General features: G+C 40.5%; 23 protein-coding genes. 12 read left to right on the top strand and 11 right to left on the bottom strand.

Features of this window, described 5'->3' with window-relative positions:
- The first annotated feature begins 11 nt into the window (after window positions 1-11).
- The 5 genes from AC27JR_RS12835 (at window position 12) to AC27JR_RS12815 (ending at window position 5,620) form a co-directional block, all read left to right on the top strand.
- Window positions 12-266, top strand: coding sequence for a hypothetical protein (locus AC27JR_RS12835; RefSeq protein ID WP_290158142.1), 255 nt, complete (start codon window positions 12-14; stop codon window positions 264-266).
- Entirely contained in the window at window positions 253-2,187 is a 1,935-nt protein-coding gene (locus AC27JR_RS12830) for a hypothetical protein (RefSeq protein ID WP_487173820.1), read from the top strand. Before AC27JR_RS12835 ends, AC27JR_RS12830 begins: the two co-directional genes overlap by 14 nt.
- 2 nt (window positions 2,188-2,189) lie before the next feature.
- The gene (locus AC27JR_RS12825) at window positions 2,190-3,146 is read left to right on the top strand and encodes a TniB family NTP-binding protein (RefSeq protein WP_487173819.1); all 957 of its coding nucleotides are present in this window, start codon (window positions 2,190-2,192) and stop codon (window positions 3,144-3,146) included.
- Window positions 3,136-4,812 (top strand): TniQ family protein, encoded by a 1,677-nt coding sequence (locus AC27JR_RS12820; protein WP_487173818.1) that lies wholly within the window; start codon window positions 3,136-3,138, stop codon window positions 4,810-4,812. Before AC27JR_RS12825 ends, AC27JR_RS12820 begins: the two co-directional genes overlap by 11 nt.
- A 364-nt stretch (window positions 4,813-5,176) precedes the next feature.
- Window positions 5,177-5,620, top strand: a complete 444-nt coding sequence (locus AC27JR_RS12815) for a PaaI family thioesterase (protein WP_008114168.1) — start codon at window positions 5,177-5,179, stop codon at window positions 5,618-5,620.
- Window position 5,621: 1 nt separating this feature from the next.
- On the opposite strand, the gene AC27JR_RS12810 is transcribed toward AC27JR_RS12815, so the two are convergent.
- On the bottom strand, window positions 5,622-6,002 hold the full coding sequence (locus AC27JR_RS12810; protein ID WP_008114170.1) for a hypothetical protein: 381 nt from the start codon (window positions 6,000-6,002) through the stop codon (window positions 5,622-5,624).
- A gap of 198 nt (window positions 6,003-6,200) precedes the next feature.
- On the opposite strand from AC27JR_RS12810, the gene AC27JR_RS12805 reads away from it, so the two are divergent.
- Both AC27JR_RS12805 and AC27JR_RS12800 read left to right on the top strand, forming a co-directional pair.
- Window positions 6,201-6,911 carry a hypothetical protein gene (locus tag AC27JR_RS12805; protein WP_487173817.1) on the top strand — a complete coding sequence of 237 codons (711 nt, stop codon included), beginning with the start codon at window positions 6,201-6,203 and terminating at the stop codon, window positions 6,909-6,911.
- Window positions 6,912-7,002: 91 nt separating this feature from the next.
- Window positions 7,003-7,656, top strand: coding sequence for an endonuclease (locus AC27JR_RS12800; RefSeq protein WP_008465604.1), 654 nt, complete (start codon window positions 7,003-7,005; stop codon window positions 7,654-7,656).
- A gap of 8 nt (window positions 7,657-7,664) precedes the next feature.
- Here AC27JR_RS12800 and hmpA read toward each other — a convergent pair whose 3' ends face one another.
- The gene (gene hmpA, locus AC27JR_RS12795; RefSeq protein ID WP_109875778.1) at window positions 7,665-8,846 is read right to left on the bottom strand and encodes an NO-inducible flavohemoprotein; all 1,182 of its coding nucleotides are present in this window, start codon (window positions 8,844-8,846) and stop codon (window positions 7,665-7,667) included.
- Window positions 8,847-8,866: 20 nt separating this feature from the next.
- Window positions 8,867-10,099, bottom strand: coding sequence for an NnrS family protein (locus tag AC27JR_RS12790; RefSeq protein WP_487173816.1), 1,233 nt, complete (start codon window positions 10,097-10,099; stop codon window positions 8,867-8,869).
- A gap of 428 nt (window positions 10,100-10,527) precedes the next feature.
- On the opposite strand from AC27JR_RS12790, the gene norR reads away from it, so the two are divergent.
- Window positions 10,528-12,093 carry a nitric oxide reductase transcriptional regulator NorR gene (gene norR, locus AC27JR_RS12785; RefSeq protein WP_487173868.1) on the top strand — a complete coding sequence of 522 codons (1,566 nt, stop codon included), beginning with the start codon at window positions 10,528-10,530 and terminating at the stop codon, window positions 12,091-12,093.
- A 3-nt stretch (window positions 12,094-12,096) separates the two neighbouring features.
- Here the strand turns inward: norR and AC27JR_RS12780 are convergent, their stop codons facing one another.
- The gene (locus tag AC27JR_RS12780; protein WP_008465609.1) at window positions 12,097-12,993 is read right to left on the bottom strand and encodes a LysR family transcriptional regulator; all 897 of its coding nucleotides are present in this window, start codon (window positions 12,991-12,993) and stop codon (window positions 12,097-12,099) included.
- 117 nt (window positions 12,994-13,110) lie between these two features.
- Here AC27JR_RS12780 and AC27JR_RS12775 point away from each other — a divergent pair, with 117 nt between their 5' ends.
- Complete coding sequence (locus AC27JR_RS12775; protein WP_487173815.1) at window positions 13,111-13,677, top strand: NADPH-dependent FMN reductase; 567 nt, start codon at window positions 13,111-13,113, stop codon at window positions 13,675-13,677.
- Between the two features lie 7 nt (window positions 13,678-13,684).
- Here AC27JR_RS12775 and AC27JR_RS12770 read toward each other — a convergent pair whose 3' ends face one another.
- A complete protein-coding gene (locus AC27JR_RS12770; RefSeq protein ID WP_487173814.1) occupies window positions 13,685-14,128 on the bottom strand; it encodes a tellurite resistance TerB family protein in 444 nt (147 codons plus the stop codon).
- A 95-nt stretch (window positions 14,129-14,223) separates the two neighbouring features.
- On the opposite strand from AC27JR_RS12770, the gene AC27JR_RS12765 reads away from it, so the two are divergent.
- A complete protein-coding gene (locus AC27JR_RS12765; RefSeq protein ID WP_487173813.1) occupies window positions 14,224-14,604 on the top strand; it encodes a hypothetical protein in 381 nt (126 codons plus the stop codon).
- 65 nt (window positions 14,605-14,669) lie between these two features.
- On the opposite strand, the gene AC27JR_RS12760 is transcribed toward AC27JR_RS12765, so the two are convergent.
- Window positions 14,670-15,266 carry a hypothetical protein gene (locus AC27JR_RS12760; protein WP_487173812.1) on the bottom strand — a complete coding sequence of 199 codons (597 nt, stop codon included), beginning with the start codon at window positions 15,264-15,266 and terminating at the stop codon, window positions 14,670-14,672.
- A gap of 221 nt (window positions 15,267-15,487) precedes the next feature.
- Between AC27JR_RS12760 and AC27JR_RS12755 the strand changes: the two genes are divergently transcribed.
- Window positions 15,488-15,781, top strand: coding sequence for a hypothetical protein (locus AC27JR_RS12755; protein WP_372858686.1), 294 nt, complete (start codon window positions 15,488-15,490; stop codon window positions 15,779-15,781).
- A 53-nt stretch (window positions 15,782-15,834) separates the two neighbouring features.
- Here the strand turns inward: AC27JR_RS12755 and leuD are convergent, their stop codons facing one another.
- From leuD to fabR, 5 genes are all read right to left on the bottom strand, one after another.
- Window positions 15,835-16,434 carry a 3-isopropylmalate dehydratase small subunit gene (gene leuD / locus AC27JR_RS12750; protein ID WP_372858684.1) on the bottom strand — a complete coding sequence of 200 codons (600 nt, stop codon included), beginning with the start codon at window positions 16,432-16,434 and terminating at the stop codon, window positions 15,835-15,837.
- Window positions 16,434-17,834 carry a 3-isopropylmalate dehydratase large subunit gene (gene leuC / locus AC27JR_RS12745; protein WP_487173811.1) on the bottom strand — a complete coding sequence of 467 codons (1,401 nt, stop codon included), beginning with the start codon at window positions 17,832-17,834 and terminating at the stop codon, window positions 16,434-16,436. The genes leuD and leuC overlap by 1 nt, the downstream gene beginning before the upstream one ends.
- Before the next feature lie 56 nt (window positions 17,835-17,890).
- Window positions 17,891-18,967, bottom strand: a complete 1,077-nt coding sequence (leuB, locus tag AC27JR_RS12740; RefSeq protein ID WP_487173810.1) for a 3-isopropylmalate dehydrogenase — start codon at window positions 18,965-18,967, stop codon at window positions 17,891-17,893.
- The gene (gene leuA / locus AC27JR_RS12735; protein WP_487173809.1) at window positions 18,964-20,517 is read right to left on the bottom strand and encodes a 2-isopropylmalate synthase; all 1,554 of its coding nucleotides are present in this window, start codon (window positions 20,515-20,517) and stop codon (window positions 18,964-18,966) included. Before leuA ends, leuB begins: the two co-directional genes overlap by 4 nt.
- 395 nt (window positions 20,518-20,912) lie before the next feature.
- Window positions 20,913-21,530, bottom strand: a complete 618-nt coding sequence (gene fabR / locus AC27JR_RS12730) for an HTH-type transcriptional repressor FabR (protein WP_013466159.1) — start codon at window positions 21,528-21,530, stop codon at window positions 20,913-20,915.
- A 130-nt stretch (window positions 21,531-21,660) separates the two neighbouring features.
- Between fabR and AC27JR_RS12725 the strand changes: the two genes are divergently transcribed.
- Window positions 21,661-22,794, top strand: a complete 1,134-nt coding sequence (locus tag AC27JR_RS12725) for an acyl-CoA desaturase (RefSeq protein ID WP_487173808.1) — start codon at window positions 21,661-21,663, stop codon at window positions 22,792-22,794.
- Window positions 22,795-22,804: the final 10 nt, after the last annotated feature.

Genomic DNA, 22,804 nt, shown 5'->3' with positions numbered 1-22,804 from the left:
AGGAGCATAGAGTGTTAAATAATACACTTTGGATAAAAGCAAAAGAAGAACGCGCTTACATTCAACTTAAAAAAATTTGGTCACATGTTGACGGGAGTAATACGTTAACCCTGCGTACCGCTTATGAAATTTACCGTAGAACTTTGAAGGCACAATCAACACCAATAGCATATAGAAAGTTCTTACGATTATTTCACCAATTGGTCGCTCAGCAGCATTCGCTATTTTATACCCGTTTTAGCGGAGGATACGATGACTCACGCTAATGCATTAATTTTACGAGAAGGTATGCGCATTGCGTGGAACCGTCAAGAATCGGTAATTCGCTCTTCGCAGCCTGATTTTTTAGTACTGGAATATGATGACAATACTAAAAATATGGTATCAGGAGATAAAGTTTATGATGCCTATTCGAATGGTGAAATAACCATAGTAGATACAGCTCCATCGGTTGTCTACATGCCACTTACAAAACCAGAGCATATTAAAGAAGCCAATCGATTAAGTGCCTACCTTAAAGAACTAGATTCACGTGCTCACAGTCGCTCTAAACGCACAAGAGATAGTGTTATTAACAGTGTTGCTAGCCGAATCAATGACCCTACCCCCCCATCAGAAGGAGCATTATACCGCTATTACGACAAGTGGATTAAAGCGAACAGAAACGTTATTCCATTAATCATCAAACCGAAACAGCAACGTCAAAAACTGATTTCACAAGCTGAACTAGACTTGGCATATGAAGTGATTGATGATGAATATTTACAGCGTAATGGCGCAAATCCTCACCAAACATACCTTCGTTTCAAAAATAGATATAACACTGAACTCAAAGGCACATTTGATAAAAAGTGTATATGCAAAGAGTCGTTTTATAAATTAATACGTGCGCTAGACCCTTCTGAAGTAACACTCGCTAGAGAAGGCAAAGATGCTCTTCGAAGAGAGGCACGTAAAAGTAATCAAATCATCATCACTGACCGCTTAATGCAGCGTGTTGAAATTGATGCTGTTCACTTAAACCTAGGCTTACTAGATGACAACGATCACTACCTTGGCACTGTTATTCTCTACCTAGCTATCGATGTACAATCAAGGTACATAGTAGGCTACAAACTATGTTATGGACTCAATATCGGTGAAGAATCATCAGCAGTTATTGATTTACTTAAAAATATTAGTCTCCCTAGAAAACGAACTGGTAATTACCAATCAACTTGGCATTACTTAGGTCCACCTACAGAAACGTTTGGTGACGCAGGTACTGCTATGTGTTCAAACGTTGTTATTGCATTCAGCGCCTTGCTTGGCTCAAGCCACACTACAACTCAAGCTGGTAGCCCTTGGAAGAAACCGTTTATAGAGCGCTTTAACCGAACTTTACGCTCACAGTTTGCAAGCAAAATTCCGGGTTATTTTGGAAGACGTGTTGATGGGAAAACCCTTGATGGCACCATTGAGCAAAAAGCCTGCGTAACCGTTACTAAATTTACGGAGTATTTAGAAGAATATATCTGTGACTACTATCATCAAAATCCGCACAAAGGGCTAGACGGTTTGACCCCTCAGCAAGCTGTGGAAAGTGAACTAGGTTATTTTAAGCCTCGCACGATCCCAGATGTAAAAATGATAGAAGCATGCACTGGTGTTGAACATAACGTTACTGTCCAAGAAAGAAATGGCATTCAAGTTCATCGCGTCACTTACCGCAATGATGAGTTGAAATCGATTTACGATAAGCTCGTAATGCAAGGCAAAGATCGTAAAGTCAAAATCCTTTATAACAAGTACGACATATCCAAAGTGATGCTTATTGTACCTGATACGCTTACGCTGCTCGAAATTCCTTGCAGAGACAGCCGTATCAAGCCCGGTACATCGCTGAGCGATTTTAAAGCTGGTTTACCCACTCAAACTGAAGACAGCAAAGCTTTCCCTTCAAAACATAAAAACCATCGGCCTAAAGCGAAGAAACGTAAGAAAACAGTAAAAACTAAGCCTACAGAGGCTTCTGACAAACCTTATACAAAAGAAGAGTTAGAACACATGATTGAAACAGGCAAAGGCCGTTTTGGGCAAGATCATACTGGTAAAGAATTAAAGTCCACTGCTAACAATGAAACCGCATTATCTAAGCAAAGTAAAACCTCAGGTCGCAAACGCTCGGGCAGAAGTAAGGTAGTGTAATAATGTTAAAACAAGAAACAATAGAATTTAATAACAGAGCATCTCTTCACCCTCAGTTTGAGGCGGGAATAGAGGCGATTTTAAATGTAATGAAATATAGAGGCACTAAACCATTTGGTGTCATGATTATTGGCAATCCGGGGTGTGGCAAGACATTTCTACTAGATACAATTAAACGTATGCATCCCGAAATTTTTACGCGCAGAAAAACTGAAGTCCCTTTTGTCTGCATAGATTCACCACCAGAAATAACTCCGAGCACAATATACAGTGAGATATTAGAAGCGATGGGCGATGAATGTGCTGATGAGGGCACAGTAAAATCGCTAAGACGCAGAATCAAAAAACTAACTAAGAACCTTGACACAAAGCTTTTAGGGATTGATGAAGCTCATGACTTTCTACCAAGCTCTGGCCTTACTAAAACATCTACTGTACTTAAAGTGATCAAATGGTTAATGAACAATACTGAAGTTCCACTTGTACTTGCTGGTAAACCAGATGCTAAAAATCTTCTCGATTTCGATGACCAACTTAAAGATCGCTTTTTAGAAATTGTAAAATTAGAAAATTTTTCTTGTGCAAATCTAGACAAATCAATTGATAGCGCAGATTTTTTTGACGGATTATTTTCAGTATTTCCACGCAAAACTACGGGCATGGAATTTTTAGATGAATCAGACAATGATGATGGTGAAATAGAGTATAAGTTAAATAATAATTTCAGCAATTTATTGCGTTTTATACTCGCGACATCTGGCAACCCCAGATTAATCAACAAAATGCTACTAGAGGTTATTGAGTCAACTAACAAAGGTGATGTATTAGCTATTGCTGATTTTGCAGAAGCTTGGGATAAAACTCTCAAATCAAAAATGGAATTTAATTTTAACCCTTTTACAGCTGATTATTCAGTTGTTAAAAGCATGGCGATCACGCGAGGCCTGTATGAAGAGTAAACCCAAAATTCTTTATCGCCCGTTACCTACAATCGATGAAACATTGAAGAGTTATTTACTTCGGGTAGCCTATGAAAATGGCTATGGCTCACTAAGAATGTTGGGACACGCAATGAATCAACATTTGGGTCCAGCATTAAATAGACAAGGCTTTCCAGAGCATAAGAAGCTGCTTAGAGAAGTTAGGAAGCATCTCTGCCTCACAACTGAAGAATTAAGACAATGTGAATTAAAAAACGCTGATCTGGTTCAAAACAATCGCCATGTGATTAATATTAGCGATAGAAACATAAAAGTCTGCATTGAATGTTTAAAAGAATCTCCTGTACTTAATAAGAAATGGGAGGCCGCTCATATAAACCACTGTTTAGCGCATCGATGCGAGTTAAGTCATGCATGCCCAAATTGTCATAAACCATTCACAAACCATACAACACTCTTTGAAGAATGCTCTCGATGCGGATTGCAGTGGGCCGATATCAGCATGGTAAAAGTAAACCCACCTCTATACCAGCAAATTGACGAAAGCCTTGCAGGAGAATATCAAAAACTATTTCGGGCTGCTTTATATCAAATGCTGGTGTTTGTTACTCGACCATTGGATTTACATTTAGCTGTATACCAGCGCTTTCCCCAATTCATCGTAGACACAAGTATTAACCAGTATTTTGACTATGCATATAGCATGTTAGTCAATGAAAATTTCGCTCAGTCAATGCTTGGGCGAAGAAGACAGCACTGTATTGAACAAGGCAACTTAACGCACCTTTTAACATCACTAGCTTATTTCGATAATATTATCCTCAAGACGATTAACAGTGCTTCACTATTTATTCCGCATAAATGCTTCAATAAGGTAGAACTGCCGGAAAGTCTAGATAATTCAAAATATCATAAAAATAGTGAACAATTTCTAGAAATGGACCATCCTTTCAAAGTTGAACACCAGACTATCGCAGAGCTATTAGGTATTTCAGCTTTAGATCTCAATGAATTATCAGATGAAGGGGTAATTGATGGTTGCGAATTTATTGGTGTGCGCAAGCATAAATGGTTTGATATTAGAACTGTAGATCTCAATCTACAATCGATAGCAAAGCATGTTCAATATTGTGATATAAGTAATAAACAGTGGATCAACCTCTACCAATTAAAACCAACGTTCCAACGTTATAACTTAACTTTTGCAAAGGTTTTAAAGTTGATCATTGCTAACGAGCTTAAACTAGTAACCAATGTTAATGACTGGAAACTAACTGATTTTAAGGTTTGTCGAGTTGAAATAATCTCTTTTTTGGAAAAGCATTTTATTACAACCTTATCTGGCCCGATTAAAAAGAGAGACCTACTTAATTATTTTCAATTTGATGGTAAACAGTTCGAAGCCTTCAAGTCTTTATTTAGTGATCAGTTAATTTTTGAAAGTTGTAGTTTTGGTTATATACCCGGAGAAGCAATAAAGAACTTTTTCGATAATTTTATTTTGCTCAATCATAAATGCAAAAACCAAAAAGCTAACCTCAAAAAATGTGTCAGTGAACTCAAGGTAGCCGGATTTCTACCAATCAATAATGGCGCATCTGATTCACAACTTTATATCTACAAGAAATCTCATCATATCCAAGCGGCAATAACTGCAATTACGACAAAATTATCTCTAAGATAAAATATAAATATTCATAAATAGCCTTCCTTCCTACACATCAACTATACTCTTTTTAAGTCTTGAAATTAACGTTGCAGGTGCTTTTTCATCCCTAAAAAATTCTATGTTTTTAGTGCGCGTACAGATGCGTTGTTAACTGGAATTTTCAGTAGAAAACTCAGGGTTAACTAGAAAAATAATCAATCCTTAATTAGAAAAATTTTGCTAAGTATTTGAAAAACTTAGATCACCCAGTTTCACTATTCAGTAACACCTACAAGTCATGATAACTAAACAATAAGATGCTTTAAAACCGCGATAATAAATGTAATTATTAGCAGCGCATTATCATATTAATTCTCAATTACTTATCCAAGGAGCTAGCATGAGTATTTGGCATCAACCAATTACATTAGAGTTTTGTAAGCAATTAGATCAAGGGATCACTGGCCAAGGCACGCTCATGAAGACCATGGGAATTGAAATCAGTGAAATTGGTGATGACTACTTAGTCGCCACTATGCCAGCCATACCTGAGCACCATAATCCAATGGGTATAGTGCATGGTGGTGCCAATGTCGTGCTTGCTGAAACAGTAGCAAGTTATGCCGCTAACTTTGTGGTTGATTTCAGTCGATTTTATTGTGTTGGGCAAGAGATAAGCGCCAGCCACTTAAAAGCGTCACGCAATGGCACATTAACGGCTACCGCAAGGGCTTATCATATAGGTAAACGCAGCTCAGTTTGGGATATTAAAATAACCAATAGTCGCAATGAGCTTTGCTGCGTATCAAGAATGACCGCAGCCGTAGTCGAACGAAAAGGTTAAATTACTTTTCCAGAGGGTAAATAGTAACTTCTATGCCTGCGCCAATTGCAGATATGCGTAACAAGGTATCTGCATGCAAGGCCTGATTAAAACATTTTGGCGACGTACCCGACTCAAACCCCATATCAAACGTTCTGCGAGAACAACTTAACCATTGCTTTAATGCATTGCGTGAACACGACTCAATTAGCTCACATAAGTGATTAATTGCTTTATCAGGTGTGGTTATTTCACCAGCTACTTCGATGCGTGCCAGTTGGCGGTATTCGTCTTTATCATAATGTAAAATGGTTGCGACCTTTTTTAAATCAGCAACTAATACGCTAATATCTTGCTTTGACTCAAGCTCGAGATCTACATTTAAAAATTGAATTTCCGACATACAGTTGTGTTACCCCACTTAAATTTCACCGCAAACTTTAACCTAATTTTGCATTTATACCAAATCAACAGCTTATAATTTATTTAATTCCTTTATTAAGCTGCAAGTATTAAAGTAAAGGTTAATACAGCTATTAACCTAATGATAGCTAGCTCCATTAGGTACCTTGCACAAAAAATAATAATAATGAGAAAGCGAATGAACAAACGCATTTTTAAAACAGCCCGTAAGCTGCATAAATGGCTAGGCTACTTTTTAGTAATACAAATTTTTGCATGGCTGCTTGGCGGTTTATTTATGAGCGCCATGCCACTTGAAAAAGTACACGGTAAACACCTTGCAAACCGCCAACTAGAAAACCCTTTCAGCCAAGCCGATTACACAGCCTCACTTGATAAAATTATTGCAAATACACCACAACCCCAACAAATTAATTATAGTCACTTTTTAAATACCCCAGTAATTACAGTAACTACAGCAAGTAAAATCTATAGTTTTAATGGTGTAACCGGCAACCCACTCCCACCACCAAGCAAGGCACAAATCATCGCTAATGCCCGAGCTCACCTTTTAATTAAAGCAAACGTCATAAGCGCAAAAAATCTGGCAACCAGTTTTAGAGAAGCCGGGTTTAAAGAAAATATTTGGCAGGTTAATTTTAACGATATGCTTAGCACCAGCTTATATTTTAATGCTGATAACGGCGAGTTCATTACAGTTCGCAGTAATATTTGGCGAGTGTTTGACTTCTTTTGGATGCTACATATTATGGATTACGATGAGCGCGAGGATTTTAACAACCCGTTACTTATTAGTTTTGCTGCCAGCAGTGTATTTTTTAGCTTTACTGGTTTTATTTTATTACTGCAAAACATCCGATTCAGAACAAGAAAACGTCAGCTATCCTGAGTTTTTAAGTGGATTCGGTTGAAAACTGATTTACCATTTAGGTTATTCACTCTAAAATCGCGGCTCCTGTAGTTCACTAAAGTGATAGGATATGCCGCATTTTATTTTTGCGTTATTGCTTTGCGTTGTCAGCTTTAATCTAAATGCTGAGCAATTTACTCGTTTTTCCAGTGCTAAAAAACACTTAATTAAAACCTTACCAACGGATGCAAAAAGTATCTATTGTGGTTGCGACATAAAACGTAAAGGCAAAAAGTTAGTACCCGATGCAACCCATTGTGGTTATGTGCCACGCAACACATTTACCCGCTCAGGTAACGTGAATCAACGCGCTCTACGAATAGAATGGGAACATATTGTACCCGCTTGGGAGTTTGGTCATCAGTTACAATGCTGGCAAAATGGTGGACGCAAAAATTGCCGTAAAGTAAGTGCAAAGTTTCGCATGATGGAAGCTGATATTAACAATTTAGCTCCCGCAATCGGTGAAATTAACGCTGATCGTTCAAACTATCGCTTTGGCATGTTAGCCCAAAATGCTAATCAATATGGTCGCTGTGAGGTTAAGGTTAATTTTAAACAACGCGTTATTGAACCGCCGGTTTATGCACGTAAACGTATTGCCGATGCATACGCTTACATGCAAAAAACTTATGGTTTAAAAATATCAAATAAACAACAAAAGCTGTTTAATGCGTGGCAACAACAAGCTTATGCCGCAAACACCGACAGTAAAAAGCTGTAAACTTATGTTTATAATGCTTGGTGTGGTCCAAATATTTCGTAATGAATATTCGAGCTCTGTACACCTAAATCAAGTAGTTGGCCTTTTACATAAGCCATAAATGAAGCTGGTCCACACAAATAAAATGCCCCTTCGCTAATAGGCAGTGATGCCTCAAGCACAGATAAATCCATAAGACCTGTGTAATCACATCCCCCACCACCTTGATTAAACCAGGTTAAGGTTTTTAGTTGTGGATGCATAGCCGTTTGCTGAGCTAGGTAGTCTTTAAATGAATACTCAAGGCTATTTTCACACGCGTGTAAGTAACTAATCGCTTGATTAGTATTGTCGCTCAATAGCGTTTGCAGCATAGCCATCATTGGGGTTTGGCCAACACCTGCAGAAATAAGCACAACGGGGCTTGTTGCATCTTTCAAAAAGAAATCACCTGCTGGTGGGTATAGCTCTACTAGTGCGCCCTGCTCTAGTGAGTGTAAATAGTTAGACACCACGCCAGGCTGTGGTTGGCACTCTTTTTTAACGCTAATACGATAGTTTTTAGCATTGCTCTTTTGCGAAATAGAATACTGGCGGATCTCTTCATATTCTGCCCCCTCAGGCTTAACTTTAATGCCAAGATATTGTCCTGGCTTATGGGAAATAACAGCTTTGCCGTCTACAGGCGTGAGGATAAAGCTGGTTACAAATTCAGACTCAACATGTTTATGAGTAATTTCAAACTTCCGTGTGCCTACCCAGCCACCGTGGTTATTTTTACTGTGTGCATACAACGCTGCTTCTTCGGTAATACAAATATCAGCCAGTAGGTTATAAGCTTCTCGCCATGCGTATTCAACATCAGCTGTAAACTGTTCAGGAATAAGCTCTTTAAGTGTGCCGATCAAATGCGCCCCTACAATAGGGTAATGTTCGGGTAAAATATTCAAGCTGGTATGCTTATGGTTAATTCTAGCTAATGCCTCTTTTAACACGGCTAAATTATCAATATTTTGCGCATACGCAGCCAAGGCATTAAATAATGCAAATTGCTGACGACCCGTTTCTTGGTTAGTCATATTAAAAATATGTTTAAGTTCCGGGTTATGACTAAACATACGCTTATAAAAATGATCGGTGACGGCTGTGCCCGCTTCTGCAAGTAATGGAGCTGTACTTTTTACAATCTCAATAGTTTTTTCAGATAACATTTTGGTTTCCTATGGGTGAACTAACCACGACGCCCATCAACACGACGCCGCGTTAATATAGGAGTGCAGTGAATTAAAAATAATAAAAAGGCCAGTAACCAAAGCACAGCACTGATCTGCCAAGCTAGGTGTGGCCCAATAAAAGACGGGAGAAAAGCACGAATAATTGCGGCACTAAACACCAATGCAAATGCAAGATTCATAAAACCAGGAATACTAAGTGAGCGACCGGTATGTCCTAGTGATACCCGTGTCATCATGGCTAAAATCATCATGCCGATACCACCAATAGTGATAAAATGCAGAGCGTCTTTAAACAGTATTGCACTGCTATAAAAACTGATTGCCACTAACATTAAACCTAAACCTAAAGCTAAATACGCAAAGTGTAACGACCATAATAATGGGACTTTTAGGACTTGCTTGTTCCACCAGCAAACACCGCGAACTAAATGCAAAAACGCTGCACTCATCACAACTAGTGCCGGGTTAATTACAGTAAAAAATAATTTACTAATAAAAAATAATGCTATCCCCAATACCGATAAGTATAAAATAGCTTTATCTATGTTTGGTGTGCGTACCTGCTTAGATAAGCCCAGCCCTTTGGCAGTAAAAAAGGGTAATACACGCCCAGCTACAACCCCCACCAACAAGCTTATAACCAGTACTGCGGTATCAACCATTGCAAGCGCTAGCTGCGTTTGGTTTTTTAGCACTAGTATTAAATACAACATATTGAGCGTACATAAAAATGAAAGAATAAATAAAAACAAGTAGTTGCGTTTACTGCTCGCTTTTATCAACATGCTGGCTAACACTATAATTACCGAGAGCCACCAAACAACTTGTAAAATCAGTACCGCATAAACATTAAACTGAGCAATGCTAGGCACAACTACAAAAAAACTAAGCCGTGCACTAAGCCATATTAGGCTAAGCCACATCAATGGTTTACCGTTAATACTTGCAACACCGGTCCATGTTTGTGCTGCAGTAAGTAAAAAGCCAGCCACAACCACGCCCGCAAAACCAAATAACATTTCATGTGCATGCCACAAATTAGCAGGCATAACTAAATACCACTGTGCATCGCCACTTAAAATAAGTAACCAATAACCCACAGACAAACACGCTAGTGATCCACCCGCTAAAAAAAAGGGTCTAAATGCCAACATCCATAATGACCATTGTGATACCTGATGAAATGCGACCTGCGCTGGCATAGGTTCGGCTAAGTTTATGGGCTTCATTAGCGCACCTCCTGTCCCAGCCCATGCTGTGCCACACAGCGCAGTACGTAACTCACTTTGAGAATAGCCGCGAGAACAATCGTGCTAATGTGTGCAAAAATTTGTACCGGTATAGAAAAGTAGCCCGCATAGGGATAACTTATTAACAGCGTAATCAACACCCCCAATACGCTAATACATAGCATCTTATTTGCATGAGATAGCACACGGTAATACAGAGAATTAGACTTCACTGAATAATTAACCTGTCCTAAAAAAATACTGCTCATAACAACTCCAATAACTGCTTTCGTTATTTTGTTATTACACAGACCATGCCAATTAAATAAAACTCTTAAATTCAACGCGTTATTTAATTTCACTTTACAAAAAGAGTCTTTATGACCTACTATAAAAACCAATTAAATACACTAACAGGTCATTTTGACATGAATCAGCAATTCAACCTGACTCAAGTTGCCTTGGAGCTTGCACAAAGCACCTTACATGCCCACAGTTTTGAGCAGCTCTTAGCCACTGTTGAACGTGTTATTCCAAGTGATGCTAGCGCCTTGTTAATTCGCCAAGGCGAGCAATTAAAGCCTTTAGCGATTAAAGGTTTAATGCCTGATAGCTTAGGCAGGCGTTTTAATATTGCAGAGCATCCTCGCCTTGATGCTATTTGTAATCACCGCTTGGCACTGCAATTTGCACATGACTGCCCGCTCCCAGACCCATATGACGGCTTACTACTAGCTAAAACCGGTGATATTCCAGTGCATGCCTGCTTAGGTTTACCGCTTTACGATAAAGATTCGCTGCTTGGTATTCTGACCTTTGATAGCCTAAACGCTGATGCGTTTGACGGCATTACCGCTGATACACTCAACACCTTACAAACCTTGTGCAGTGCGCACTTTAAAACCGCCCTAGAGCTTGCCCATTACAAACAACATGCGCAGCACTCAAGTGAATTAGTACAAGCGTTAAACCGTGAGGCACTTAAACGTGATGGTGGTGAAATTATTGGCCAAAGCCCAGTAATTCAAACCCTTAAAAACGAAATAAAGCTGGTTGCGGCATCAAACTTTAGTGTATTAGTTTTAGGTGATACTGGGGTTGGCAAAGAGTTGGTGGCGCGTAATATTCACTTGCATTCAGCACGTAAAGATCAGCCATTGATTCATTTAAACTGTGCGTCTCTGCCTGAAAACCTCGCAGAAAGTGAATTTTTTGGCCATGCAAAAGGCGCCTTTACGGGTGCGCAAAATGCTCGCCAAGGTAAGTTTCAATTAGCCGATGGCGGTACCTTATTTTTGGATGAAATAGGCGAGCTACCACTGGCAATGCAAAGTAAATTACTACGGGTACTGCAAAGTGGCGAAGTACAAACCGTTGGTGAAGATGAACTTAAATATGTTGATGTTAGAGTGATTGCAGCCACTAACCGTGACTTAAAACACGAAGTTGAACAGGGACGATTTCGCGCCGACTTATACCATCGCCTAAGTGTGTACCCGCTGAGCGTGGCGCCGTTAAAAGCCCGTGATGAAGATGTTATTTTATTAGCCGGTTATTTTTTGGAAAAAACAGCTCGAAAGCTTGCCATTAAACAGTTAAAACTCAGCATTGAAACGCAATTACTGCTAAAAAAATATGACTGGCCAGGCAATGTAAGAGAGCTGGAACATGTTATTAATCGCGCCGCATTAAAAGCTAAACAGTATCAATGGCAACAACCAATTATTACTATTGAGCCAAAGCATTGTGAGCTAAATTTAAGCGCTATTAATACTTTTGCACTGGAACACTCAAACCAGCTTGCAACCACACCTTTGGCAAACAACATTTCGTTAAAGCAAGCCACCGATACCTATACTCAGCAACTTATTATACAGCAACTTCAACAGCATAATTATAACTGGGCAAGCACAGCCCGTAGTTTGCAGGTCGACCGCGCTAACTTAACGCGGCTAGCCAAGCGCTTAGGTATTTCAGTTAAAAAATCAATCTAATACTTAACTTAATTTACGCTGCTTAAAATAAGTTTTTAATAACTGACTAAACGCTTGCACTTTCGCAGTACGATGCACTAAATGATGCGTCACTAACCATAAGTCAGTAGGCCAACTTAGTTCGTTAGGTAATACAGGGACTAAATCAGGGTATTGCGCTGCAACATCATGCTGTAATCCGCCAATCCCTAGCCCCTTAACGATGGCGCGAGTGGCCTCTGAGGTTTCTGATACTCTAAGTTTAACTTGCGACGGAGGAATATTTTCATCAACCCATGCAAAATAAGGCACTTTGCCATTATAACCAGCAACTCCTGATACAAAATTATGCAGCGAAAGTTGTGCTAACGTTTGTGGCAAGCCATAACGATTTATGTAGTGTTTTGAAGCATAAAACCCTGACGAGAGTGCCGCTAAATGCTGAGCAATATAATCACCTTCATCCGGTCTGGGCCCTGCTCTTACAGCGATATGCGCTTGGCCATGGTCTAAACGCAAACGCTTTTGATCCATAATCACTTGTAATTGCACTTGCGGATGCAAGGTTTGAAACTGCTCGCATACCTCACTTAATACATCAATAAAGCCACTCACAGTGGTAAGTAACAAACTACCTTGTAAGGTGCTATCTGCAGCAATTATATCGTTATGTAAGCGCTCTAGCTCACCATTAATTGCTTGTGCTGTGGTAAATAACTTAGCGCCAATCTCTGTGACTTTGTAGCCACGAGCATGGCGATGGAATAATCGCGCATTTAAGCTTTTCTCTAAATTATTTATTCGCCTGAGCACTGTACTGTGATGAACATCTAGCGCTTCGGCTGCTGCAGTTAAAGTGCCTAAACGCGCCACTTCATAAGCAACCTTAAGATCTTGCCAATCATCAAATTGAATTGCCATGGTAACCACTTTTCAAGTTGTGCATATACGCACATAAGTTTTGCGTTTATTTGGCTTTTCTGCAAGTAATTATTTGTTAAAGTCACTGCTATACACAATCAACATTAGGATCAGCTCATGACTACACCAAAAATTATTGCCCTAGCAGGTAGCTTACGTAAAGACAGCTTCAATCAAAAACTTATTAATGAAGCAGCGCGTTTTGCTTTAGAAGGTGGCGCTGAAGTGGAAGTGATTAAACTTGCAGACTTAGCCATACCTATGTTTGATGAAGATCTCGAGGCACAAGGCACACCTGCCGGCGTACAACAATTAAAAGACAAGCTACGCACAGCCGATGGTATTTTATTGGCTAGCCCAGAATATAATGGTTCGATTACCGCGGTGTTAAAAAATGCCATTGATTGGGCATCGCGAACCGAACAAGGCGCAGAGCCTGCATTTGCAAATAAGGTAACCGCGTTATATGCAGCCTCACCAGGTGGGCTTGGCGGCTTACGTGGTTTAAATCATGTGCGTGATATTTTATCAGGCATTGGCAGCTTAGTATTAGCTAACCAACTGGCAGTACCGGCTATTCATACTTTAATAGACGAAAACGACCGTATTAACGACCCCGCTACCGCTGAAAAAGTGGCCGGCCTTGCACAGCAGTTAATTAGCGTAGCAAGTAAGCTAAAATAAGCAGTGGCTATAACTTTGTTGCTGCAAGCTTTGCAGCAATAAAGTCTTCATGGGTAACATACAACAAGTTTGCAACACGACGAATAACGTACTCTTCTTGAGGATCAAGTTCACCGTCTGCGTACGCTAAGCGCCAAAGCAGTTCAACTATTTCAATGCGCTGCTTTGCACTGCATTGATTATTAATTTGCTTTGAAAATTGAAAATAATCAATGGCGTCATCTAAGCTTGCACTTGCTTGCTCGGTTAACTCATCTACTGCTTCATCAGTTAAATCAAAATATTTTTTTAATGTCAGACTTAACGTATGTTGTTCATCTGCCTGTAAATCGTTATCCGCTCGCATTACCTCAATTAATAACGCGGCAACAGCTGTTTTTAAATCATGTTGTTCAATATCATAATCTTGTTGATCAATACTCGAAAAAAGCTGTTTAATTTGTTTGAACATCACATTTCCCCTTTTTGGGTGTTAGACTTATATCATAACGGGTGTAATTGACATGCTGATCACACTACCCAATATCAAGATGGAGTTAAAGGTTTATGAGCAGAAAAGCCAATCATTACATACATGGAATTATTAGCTGGGGTTTATTAACAGGGTGTTTGAGTGTGTCGGCAGAGCAAGCTGAAATACAGCGACTCTATGACTTTGATGAAAAGGTGCATTACAAACAAACGCAAATAGACACTAACAACTATCACCTAGAAATACAGTCTGATGACTACCCGCACTTTAAAAACCAAAGTGTTTTTTTATTGCGCCACGCTAACCGCTTATGTCGCGATAATCCTTTTATGTTAAAAGTAACCGAAGGCGTGCAAGAGTATGAACGTTTTCCAACTAAGCCACGCGCTTATCAGCCACCACTGAGTGTATTTGTGCAGTGTGAAATATCCGCAGAAAAAACCTCAAAAAAATAACTCCTCGTTACTTTTCAGTAAACCACTGAGTATTAACACAGCCAGTGGTTTTAATGACGCTAAGTTTAGTTAACGCTATATCCCCACGGCGCAGCCGGCGGTGTGATAGGTTTAGTTAAATCAAAATCCACACGGAATTCGCGACCTTGGCGAATAAGTCTATAAGTGAACTGTTCAGGGTAAATATACATTTGCCATGTATTGCCTACCGATTGCGGTATGCCTTGGCTAACAAATAACTCTTTTGAATACTGATCAGCAGGGAATGATTGCATGTTAGCAAAACCCGCATCCAAAGTATGGCCACCATACATAGTAGACACATCATCACTGCCATCTTTATGGCGATGATCGTGCTTTAGACTCAACCCACTGCCCGTTTTAGTAATGATCCACGTACGTGAGGCGTCATCACCCACATGAAACGGCACTTGTAGCTCACGTTCATTACACTTACGCACATGCATAACTAACTTTTTATCGGCAAATGAACTCGGCCCTGTGGCGTTATCAACCGTTACTTTACCCTCAAAAGCTTTACCGCAATGTGCTGCTATGTTGTCAAAAAAGCCATCATGGCTTGGAATTGATACTAAAGGCGCTGGGCGAGCTAATGCAGCGGTTGATGCAAGCATTAGTGCTGCAGCTGTTAATAATTTCATAATGTATCCCTAAACATGTAAAAAATTAGCTTAGCGTTTAAACAAACACAAAGACAATAATCACGATGAACAGCAATAAAAAATTAAACTAGGAATAGATCTTTGCTTTAGTTAATTGGTTAAAAATATCGCTTGAAAGAGTATAAGAAATTAAATATCGTTGATTAATAAAGGTAGGTAATTAAACACAAACTCAGTTTTAGCACGGAGCACATATATAGATGGAGAACTATATCGGCCTAGTAATCATCGTATTACTATTAATTATTCAAAATCGCTACACTTTGCACATATATCAATATCTTGCTAAGCATTATCCAGAACAATGGGAAAAACTATCACAAAATTCATTAGACGGTTCACCCTATGCCAATCTTGCTGAGTCATTTAAAGATGGTTTTTTTTCGACAATCAATGACTCAAAAGTAGTTCACTATCACAAATTTAAAACCCTCAATTTATTAGTAATGGTAATTATTGCGTGTGCAGGCCTGTTGCATGCATTCTTAACATAAAGTAACAAAAAAAGCGCAACCTAAGTTGCGCTCAAGTTTCATATGTAAAAGTGTTACTGCCAAGGACGCTCAGCGGCAAGTTTTGCTTCAAACGCATCAATTTGCGGATTCAGGGTCTCGGTTACACCGATAAAGTCTAAGCCACTTAATAAACGCTCTTTCACGTCTTTGCGAATATCAAAGCTGATTGGCGCAAATTTATTGCTGCGCAATTGCTGGTTTTCTAAATCCACATCAATGTGAATATCGTCATGCCGCTCACTTAACACAAATAAGTCTTCTAATATTTGCGCTGGCAATGCAATAGCAAGCATTTGGTTATTACCACAGTTATTAAAGAAAATATCAGCAAAGCTTTCAGCCAAAATCACTTCAAAACCATATTGTTTAAGCGCCCATGGTGCGTGCTCGCGTGATGAGCCACAGCCAAAATTATCGCGCGTTAATAATATTTGCGCACCTTGGTAACAAGGACGATTTAAAATAAATTCAGGGTTTGGCTCGCCATTATCTAAATAACGCCAATCGTAAAATAGCGCAGCATCAAATCCATCACGGCTGGTTGAAGTTAAAAACTGCTTAGGAATAATTTGGTCGGTATCGACATTGTTTTTATCAAGTGGGGCCATTAAGCCGCTAAAATAAATGCTCATTAGGCTTCTCCTCTAATATCAACAAAGTGGCCATGTATTGCTGCTGCTGCCGCCATTGCAGGACTCACTAAGTGTGTACGCCCGCCTCGCCCTTGGCGTCCTTCAAAATTACGGTTAGATGTAGATGCACAGCGTTTACCTGCGCCTAAACGGTCGTCATTCATTGCTAAACACATAGAACAACCCGGCTCACGCCATTCAAACCCTGCAGCTTTAAATATGTCGGCAAGGCCTTCATCTTCTGCTTGCTGTTTAACCAAACCTGAGCCCGGAACAATTAATGCCTCAACGCCAGCAACCACTTGCTTGCCTTCAACAATTTTTGCTGCGGCGCGTAGATCTTCAATGCGACTGTTGGTGCATGAGCCAATAAATACTGTGTCTACTTTGGCAGTTGATAACTTATCGCCCGCTTTTAAACCCATGTATTTAAGTGCACTACGAATAGCATCAGCTTTAATTAAATCGGTTTCTTTTTCTGGATCTGGAATACATTCGTCAACGCCAATCACTTGCTCTGGGTTAGTCCCCCAGGTGATCTGTGGTTGAATATTAACGGCATCTAGTTCTACCTCTAAGTCAAAGGTTGCGCCCTCATCAGTTTTTAAGGTTTCCCAGTAGGCAACTGCAGCGTCAAAGTCAGCGCCTTTTGGTGCAAATGGGCGCCCTTTTAAGTAGTCATACGTTACCTTGTCTGGGGCAATTAAACCGGCCTTGGCACCCATTTCAATACTCATATTACATAGCGTCATACGCGCTTCCATCGAAAGCGCCTCTATGCCTTCACCACAAAATTCAGCCACATAACCCGTACCACCAGCAGTGCCTAGTTTACCTATAACCGCCATAATTAAATCTTTAGCAGTTACTGTTGGGCGTAACACACCGTTAATTTGAATTTTTAACGACTTAGCCTTTTTTTGCTGTAGCGTTTGCGTAGCTAATACGTGCTCAACTTCTGAGGTTCCAATACCATGTGCCAAGGCACCAAACGCACCATGCGTTGAAGTATGGCTATCGCCGCAGACTATAGTGGTACCTGGTAAAGTAATCCCCTGCTCTGGGCCAATAACATGCACTATGCCTTGGTTTACTGAATTTAAGTCGTACAACAAAATACCAAATTCTTTACAGTTTGCATCCAGTGCCATTAATTGATTTTTAGAGACTTCGCTGGCTGCATCCAGTGAACGACTTTTAGTTGAAACATTATGATCCATGGTGGCAATGGTTTTTTCTGGACAGCGCACTTTACGATTTTTTTCACGTAAGCCTGCAAATGCTTGTGGTGACGTCACCTCATGTACTAAATGACGGTCAATATAAAGTAAATCGGTTTGCTCATTAATGCTGGCAACAGTATGTGCTTGCCAAATTTTATTGTATAAGGTTTGGGCCACTTGCTAACTCCCTGATCTGATTGAGCCACAGCCTGACGGTGCTGTGGCTTTAATAATTAAATGCGTGAAACGATGGCCGCTGCTACATCGGTGGTGGTATAGCCGCCCTGCGGATAAATATCCGGCGTTCCCACACCGGCTTCAACCGCCTCTGCAACTGCTTTTTCAATGGTGCGAGCCGCTTCGTCTTGGCCTAATGAATAACGTAGCATTAATGCGGCACTTAAAATTTGTGCGATTGGGTTTGCCACCCCTCTCCCGGCGATATCAGGCGCTGAACCACCCGCGGGTTCATACAAGCCAAAGCCTGATTGATTCAAACTTGCCGACGGTAATAACCCCATTGAGCCGGTGATCATCGCGCACTCGTCCGATAAAATATCACCAAATAAATTATCGCAAAGTAATACATCAAACTGGCTTGGTTGTTTAACTAGCTGCATCGCTGCGTTATCTACATAAATGTAATCTAAGCTCACTTCTGGAAAGTCTTTACTGACTTCAGTGACTACTTCACGCCACAGTACACTTGATGCCAGTACATTGGCTTTATCAACCGAGGTCACATGATTGCTGCGTAATTTAGCGGCCTCAAAAGCAAAGCGTGCAATGCGCTCTATTTCTTTGCGTGAATAGGTTTGGGTATCAAATGCGGTTTCTTCTGCCCCTTCGCCACTGCGGCCTTTCTCACCAAAATAAATACCGCCGGTTAGCTCACGCACACATAAAATATCAAAGCCTTTTTCGCTAATATCTGCACGAAGCGGCGATGCAGCGCTTAATGCGGGTAATAACTGTGCTGGACGTAAGTTACAAAACAAACCAAAGTGCTTTCGCAGTGGTAACAATGACGCGCGCTCTGGTTGGTCATTCGGTGGTAAATGCTCCCACTTAGGGCCGCCCACGGAGCCAAATAAAATAGCATCGGCGTTTTCACATGCTTTTAAGGTCGTATCAGGAAGTGCTTTGCCACATTCATCAATGGCAGCGCCACCAATAGCATGGTGTTCACGGTTCAGAGTAAAGCCAAACTTATCACTTACTGCATCAAGCACTTGCTCTGCAGCTGCCATAACTTCTGGGCCAATACCGTCGCCCGCTAATACGGCAACGCTGTAATGTGTTTTACTCATCCTGCTTTCCTTTGTTGTTTCAAATCAGACACTTTTTGTGCTCGATAAATTAAGTTATAAACGCGAACCATTGCGCGTACAGAGGCTTCGACCACATCGGCCGCAATACCGGCACCGTGGTAAGGACGACCATCATATTTAGCAATAATATTCACTTGCCCTAATGAGCTTGCGCCTTGGCCGGTGGCCTCTAAATTGTATTCAATCATTTCAACGCTCATACCGGTTAAGCGCTCAATGGCTGCGAATGAGGCTTCAACTGGGCCGTTACCTGTGGCCGCTTCTTGTTTTGCTTCGCCATCAATCAACAAACCTATCGTTGAGCTGGCTACCGATTGAGAGTTCGACGTAGAGTGAACAAACTCTAATTGATATTTTTCATCTTTGTCGCTGATTTGATTAAAGTAAATCATTGCTTCTAGGTCGTAGTCATATACTGTGCCTTTTTGGTCAGCTAACGCAACGAAACTTTGGTATAAGCTATCCATGTCGTAATCAGATTTTTGATAACCTAACTCTTCTAAGCGGTGCTCTATAACATGACGCCCTGAACGCGAGGTCATATTTAATTGATTACTTGGCACACCCACACTTTCAGGTGACATAATTTCATAGGTATTTTGTGCTTTTAAGACACCATCTTGGTGAATACCTGAACTGTGGGCAAACGCATTTTCGCCAACAATCGCTTTATTTGGCTGTACCGGCATATTACAAATTTTGGCTACTTGGCGAGAGGCGCGGTAAATTTCTTCGCTTTTTATATCGGTATATACGTTTAAATGGTCTTTGCGCATTTTCATGATCATCGCCACTTCTTCAAGTGAACAATTACCCGCGCGCTCCCCTATACCATTAATGGTGCATTCGATTTGGCGCGCACCAGCTTGAACGGCAGCAACAGAGTTAGCAACGGCTAAGCCTAAGTCGTTATGGCAATGCACACTTAAACGGGCTTTATCAATATTTGGCACGTTGTTCATTAAATGACGGATCATTGCTGCGTATTCATCTGGCGTTACAAAACCGACGGTATCTGGCAAGTTAATCGTGGATGCACCGGCATTAATAGCTTGCTCAACAATTTTGCATAAATCCCAATGCGGTGTACGCCCAGCATCTTCACACGAAAACTCAACATCATCGGTATAGTTACGCGCTAATTTAATAGATTTAACAGCCATTGCAGTGGCATCATCAAGACTCATACGCAACTTGTGTTCAAGATGAAGCGGGCTGGTGGCAATAAAAGTATGAATACGGCTTTGCTGTGCAGCGCGCAGCGCATTGCCACAGGCCTCGATATCTTTGGCAACCGAGCGAGCTAAGCCACAAATAATAGGGCCTTTAACCTCGGTGGCAATACGTTGCACTGAGCGAAAGTCAGCTGGGCTCGACACCGGAAACCCCACTTCCATTACATCCACATTTAAGCGGCTAATGGTATGCGCTAGTTGAATTTTATCATCTTCAGTCAGGCTTGCTTTAAGTGCCTGTTCGCCATCGCGTAAGGTGGTATCAAAAATCCATACTTTATCTTGCTCTTGCATAACTGCCCCTCATTCCTGTGTTACCCAAATTTCGATTTATCCCTGCAGCGAGATAAAAAAAACCCCGCAATTGCGGGGTTTTGTTGTTTAGCTCAATGCAAACACACTAATCCCCGCTCACTTGCCACAGCAGTAAGAGGTTTAGTTTTAGTGTAATTAAACGATTAGTTTGCATTTGTTTTCTTGTGTGTGTGTCCAATGAGGCTTATTTTTATCATTGCAGCGCAGTAGGTGCAAGCATAAAAATGCCATAAAAATAATTACACAAGACTTTTAAGGGATTTTAAATTCAATGAAGAGATAAAAAACAGATAAAGAATTCAACTTTGGAGGGCGTGGCGTTTAAATTAACAAGCACCGTAAAGTACAGTGCTTATTTTAACTTTTTTTAATATTTACTCTTTCTTTTCTGCGCGTACGTAATTTGACGCACCACGAGTAATATAGCGTAACTGCCAAATAACTCGCTCAATTAATTCATCGCGTTGCTGGCCTTCAATATCTAGCGCTTCGGCGCCAGCATTAAATACCAACGTAACCATAGCCTCTGCCTGAATATACGCATGAATCGCATCACAGGGCGTTTCACTTTCTAAATAATGAGCAAGCTCTAAAATAAAGTGTTTCACTTCACGTGCTACTGCCGCTCTAAATGCTTTTGAGGTACCTGAGCGTTCACGCAGCAATAATCTAAATTGATTACTAGAGTTATCAATAAACTCCATAAAAGTAACCACAGACGTATTTATTACACTGCCGCCACTGGCTATTCGCCTACGAGCTTGACGCATCAGCTGACGCAGCGTTAAACCCGCTTCATCAACCATGGTTAAACCTAGCTCGTTCATATCTTTAAAGTGACGATAAAAAGAGGTGGGCGCAATACCGGCTTCGCGCGCTACTTCACGCAAGCTCAAATTTGAAAAGCTATGATCAGCACTAAGCTGATTAAAAGCAGCTTCAATTAATGCTTGTCGTGTTTTTTGTTTCTGTTGTGCTCTAACGCCCGACATCAACAGCTCCCTGAATGAATTTGTAATAAATTTTTAATTAAAAAAATAGCTAATAGTACAGTCTAATACTTGACGGCAGCAGATTGAAATATTATTTTAGCGTACAGTTGTACGCTGAGAAATGAGAAAGATGAAAAAACCACCACTTATATGGACCAACGTCCTTTTCTTTAGCCTGACGTTTTTGGCTGCTGTTACACTTGTACCTTGGTATGGGTTTAACTATGGCTTTACAGGCACACAATGGGCTGCTTTTGTAGCTTGCATGTTTTTTGCAGGATTATCGATCACTGCGGGTTACCATCGTTTATGGGCGCACAAAACTTACAACGCACACCCGGTCGTTGAATTTATTTTTGCCTTAGGCGGCGCGTTTGCTTTGCAAAACAGTGCACTGCATTGGAGCAGCGATCATCGTATTCACCACGGTCAAGTTGATGACCCTGTAAAAGACCCTTATGCCGCCACAAATGGCTTTTGGTATAGCCACATTGGTTGGATGCTACGTGACTACCAAGGCGACAGCTACGATGACTACAGCAACTGTCGTGATTTACAGCGAAATAAAATTGTTATGTGGCAACACAAGCATTACTTAAAGTTAGTGATTGCCATGAATGTTGGTTTACCGCTAGTACTCGGTTTAATACTCGGTGATGTATGGGGCATGTTACTGTTAGCAGGCTTATTGCGTTTAGTACTGAGTCAGCATTTTACCTTTTTTATTAACTCTGTTGCGCACATTTGGGGTTCTCGCCCTTACACAGAAAAAAATACCGCACGCGATAATGGCTTTTTAGCCTTATTTACTTATGGGGAGGGTTATCATAACTTTCATCATATTTTTGCGAGCGATTACCGCAATGGCATTAAATGGTTTCATTACGACCCAACAAAATGGATGATCCGCTCACTCGCTGCTATTGGTTTAGCGAGTAAATTAAAGCGCACACCGGTTGAGCGCATTGAAAAAGCTAAAGCAGAAACCTTAATGAGCAAAACACAAGGTCGCCTTGCAAAATTGCCTTTAGCGCAAGATAAGCTTACATTATTACAACAAGAGTACGATTTGTTGCTTAAAAAGCTGCAAAATTATTGCTCATTACAAAAACAAGTGTTGGAAGCTAAAAAAAATAATATGGCAAAGCAGTGTGAATGCTCGGCATTAATGGCACAATATCACGAGCTTGAAGCCGCCTGGGAAACACAAAAACAGGCATGGCTAGCACTTAATGCGAGGTTATTAAAAGCCTCTTTTAGTTAAAATAGGAGTG

Source organism: Pseudoalteromonas sp. NH0006-26 (assembly GCF_057552415.1).
The sequence above is the reverse complement of the archived record's forward strand: the minus strand, read 5'-3'. Positions and strand labels throughout refer to the sequence as shown.

Bases quoted from the DNA above. Each gene is read 5' to 3' on its own strand.
- AC27JR_RS12830 (WP_487173820.1), top strand. From the start codon at position 253: ATGACTCACGCTAATGCATTAATTTTACGAGAAGGTATGCGCATTGCG.
- AC27JR_RS12825 (WP_487173819.1), top strand. From the start codon at position 2,190: ATGTTAAAACAAGAAACAATAGAATTTAATAACAGAGCATCTCTTCAC.
- AC27JR_RS12820 (WP_487173818.1), top strand. From the start codon at position 3,136: ATGAAGAGTAAACCCAAAATTCTTTATCGCCCGTTACCTACAATCGAT.
- AC27JR_RS12815 (WP_008114168.1), top strand. From the start codon at position 5,177: ATGAGTATTTGGCATCAACCAATTACATTAGAGTTTTGTAAGCAATTA.
- AC27JR_RS12810 (WP_008114170.1), bottom strand. From the start codon at position 6,002: ATGTCGGAAATTCAATTTTTAAATGTAGATCTCGAGCTTGAGTCAAAG.
- AC27JR_RS12805 (WP_487173817.1), top strand. From the start codon at position 6,201: ATGAACAAACGCATTTTTAAAACAGCCCGTAAGCTGCATAAATGGCTA.
- AC27JR_RS12800 (WP_008465604.1), top strand. From the start codon at position 7,003: ATGCCGCATTTTATTTTTGCGTTATTGCTTTGCGTTGTCAGCTTTAAT.
- hmpA (WP_109875778.1), bottom strand. From the start codon at position 8,846: ATGTTATCTGAAAAAACTATTGAGATTGTAAAAAGTACAGCTCCATTA.
- AC27JR_RS12790 (WP_487173816.1), bottom strand. From the start codon at position 10,099: ATGAAGCCCATAAACTTAGCCGAACCTATGCCAGCGCAGGTCGCATTT.
- norR (WP_487173868.1), top strand. From the start codon at position 10,528: ATGAATCAGCAATTCAACCTGACTCAAGTTGCCTTGGAGCTTGCACAA.
- AC27JR_RS12780 (WP_008465609.1), bottom strand. From the start codon at position 12,993: ATGGCAATTCAATTTGATGATTGGCAAGATCTTAAGGTTGCTTATGAA.
- AC27JR_RS12775 (WP_487173815.1), top strand. From the start codon at position 13,111: ATGACTACACCAAAAATTATTGCCCTAGCAGGTAGCTTACGTAAAGAC.
- AC27JR_RS12770 (WP_487173814.1), bottom strand. From the start codon at position 14,128: ATGTTCAAACAAATTAAACAGCTTTTTTCGAGTATTGATCAACAAGAT.
- AC27JR_RS12765 (WP_487173813.1), top strand. From the start codon at position 14,224: ATGAGCAGAAAAGCCAATCATTACATACATGGAATTATTAGCTGGGGT.
- AC27JR_RS12760 (WP_487173812.1), bottom strand. From the start codon at position 15,266: ATGAAATTATTAACAGCTGCAGCACTAATGCTTGCATCAACCGCTGCA.
- AC27JR_RS12755 (WP_372858686.1), top strand. From the start codon at position 15,488: ATGGAGAACTATATCGGCCTAGTAATCATCGTATTACTATTAATTATT.
- leuD (WP_372858684.1), bottom strand. From the start codon at position 16,434: ATGAGCATTTATTTTAGCGGCTTAATGGCCCCACTTGATAAAAACAAT.
- leuB (WP_487173810.1), bottom strand. From the start codon at position 18,967: ATGAGTAAAACACATTACAGCGTTGCCGTATTAGCGGGCGACGGTATT.
- leuA (WP_487173809.1), bottom strand. From the start codon at position 20,517: ATGCAAGAGCAAGATAAAGTATGGATTTTTGATACCACCTTACGCGAT.
- fabR (WP_013466159.1), bottom strand. From the start codon at position 21,530: ATGTCGGGCGTTAGAGCACAACAGAAACAAAAAACACGACAAGCATTA.
- AC27JR_RS12725 (WP_487173808.1), top strand. From the start codon at position 21,661: ATGAAAAAACCACCACTTATATGGACCAACGTCCTTTTCTTTAGCCTG.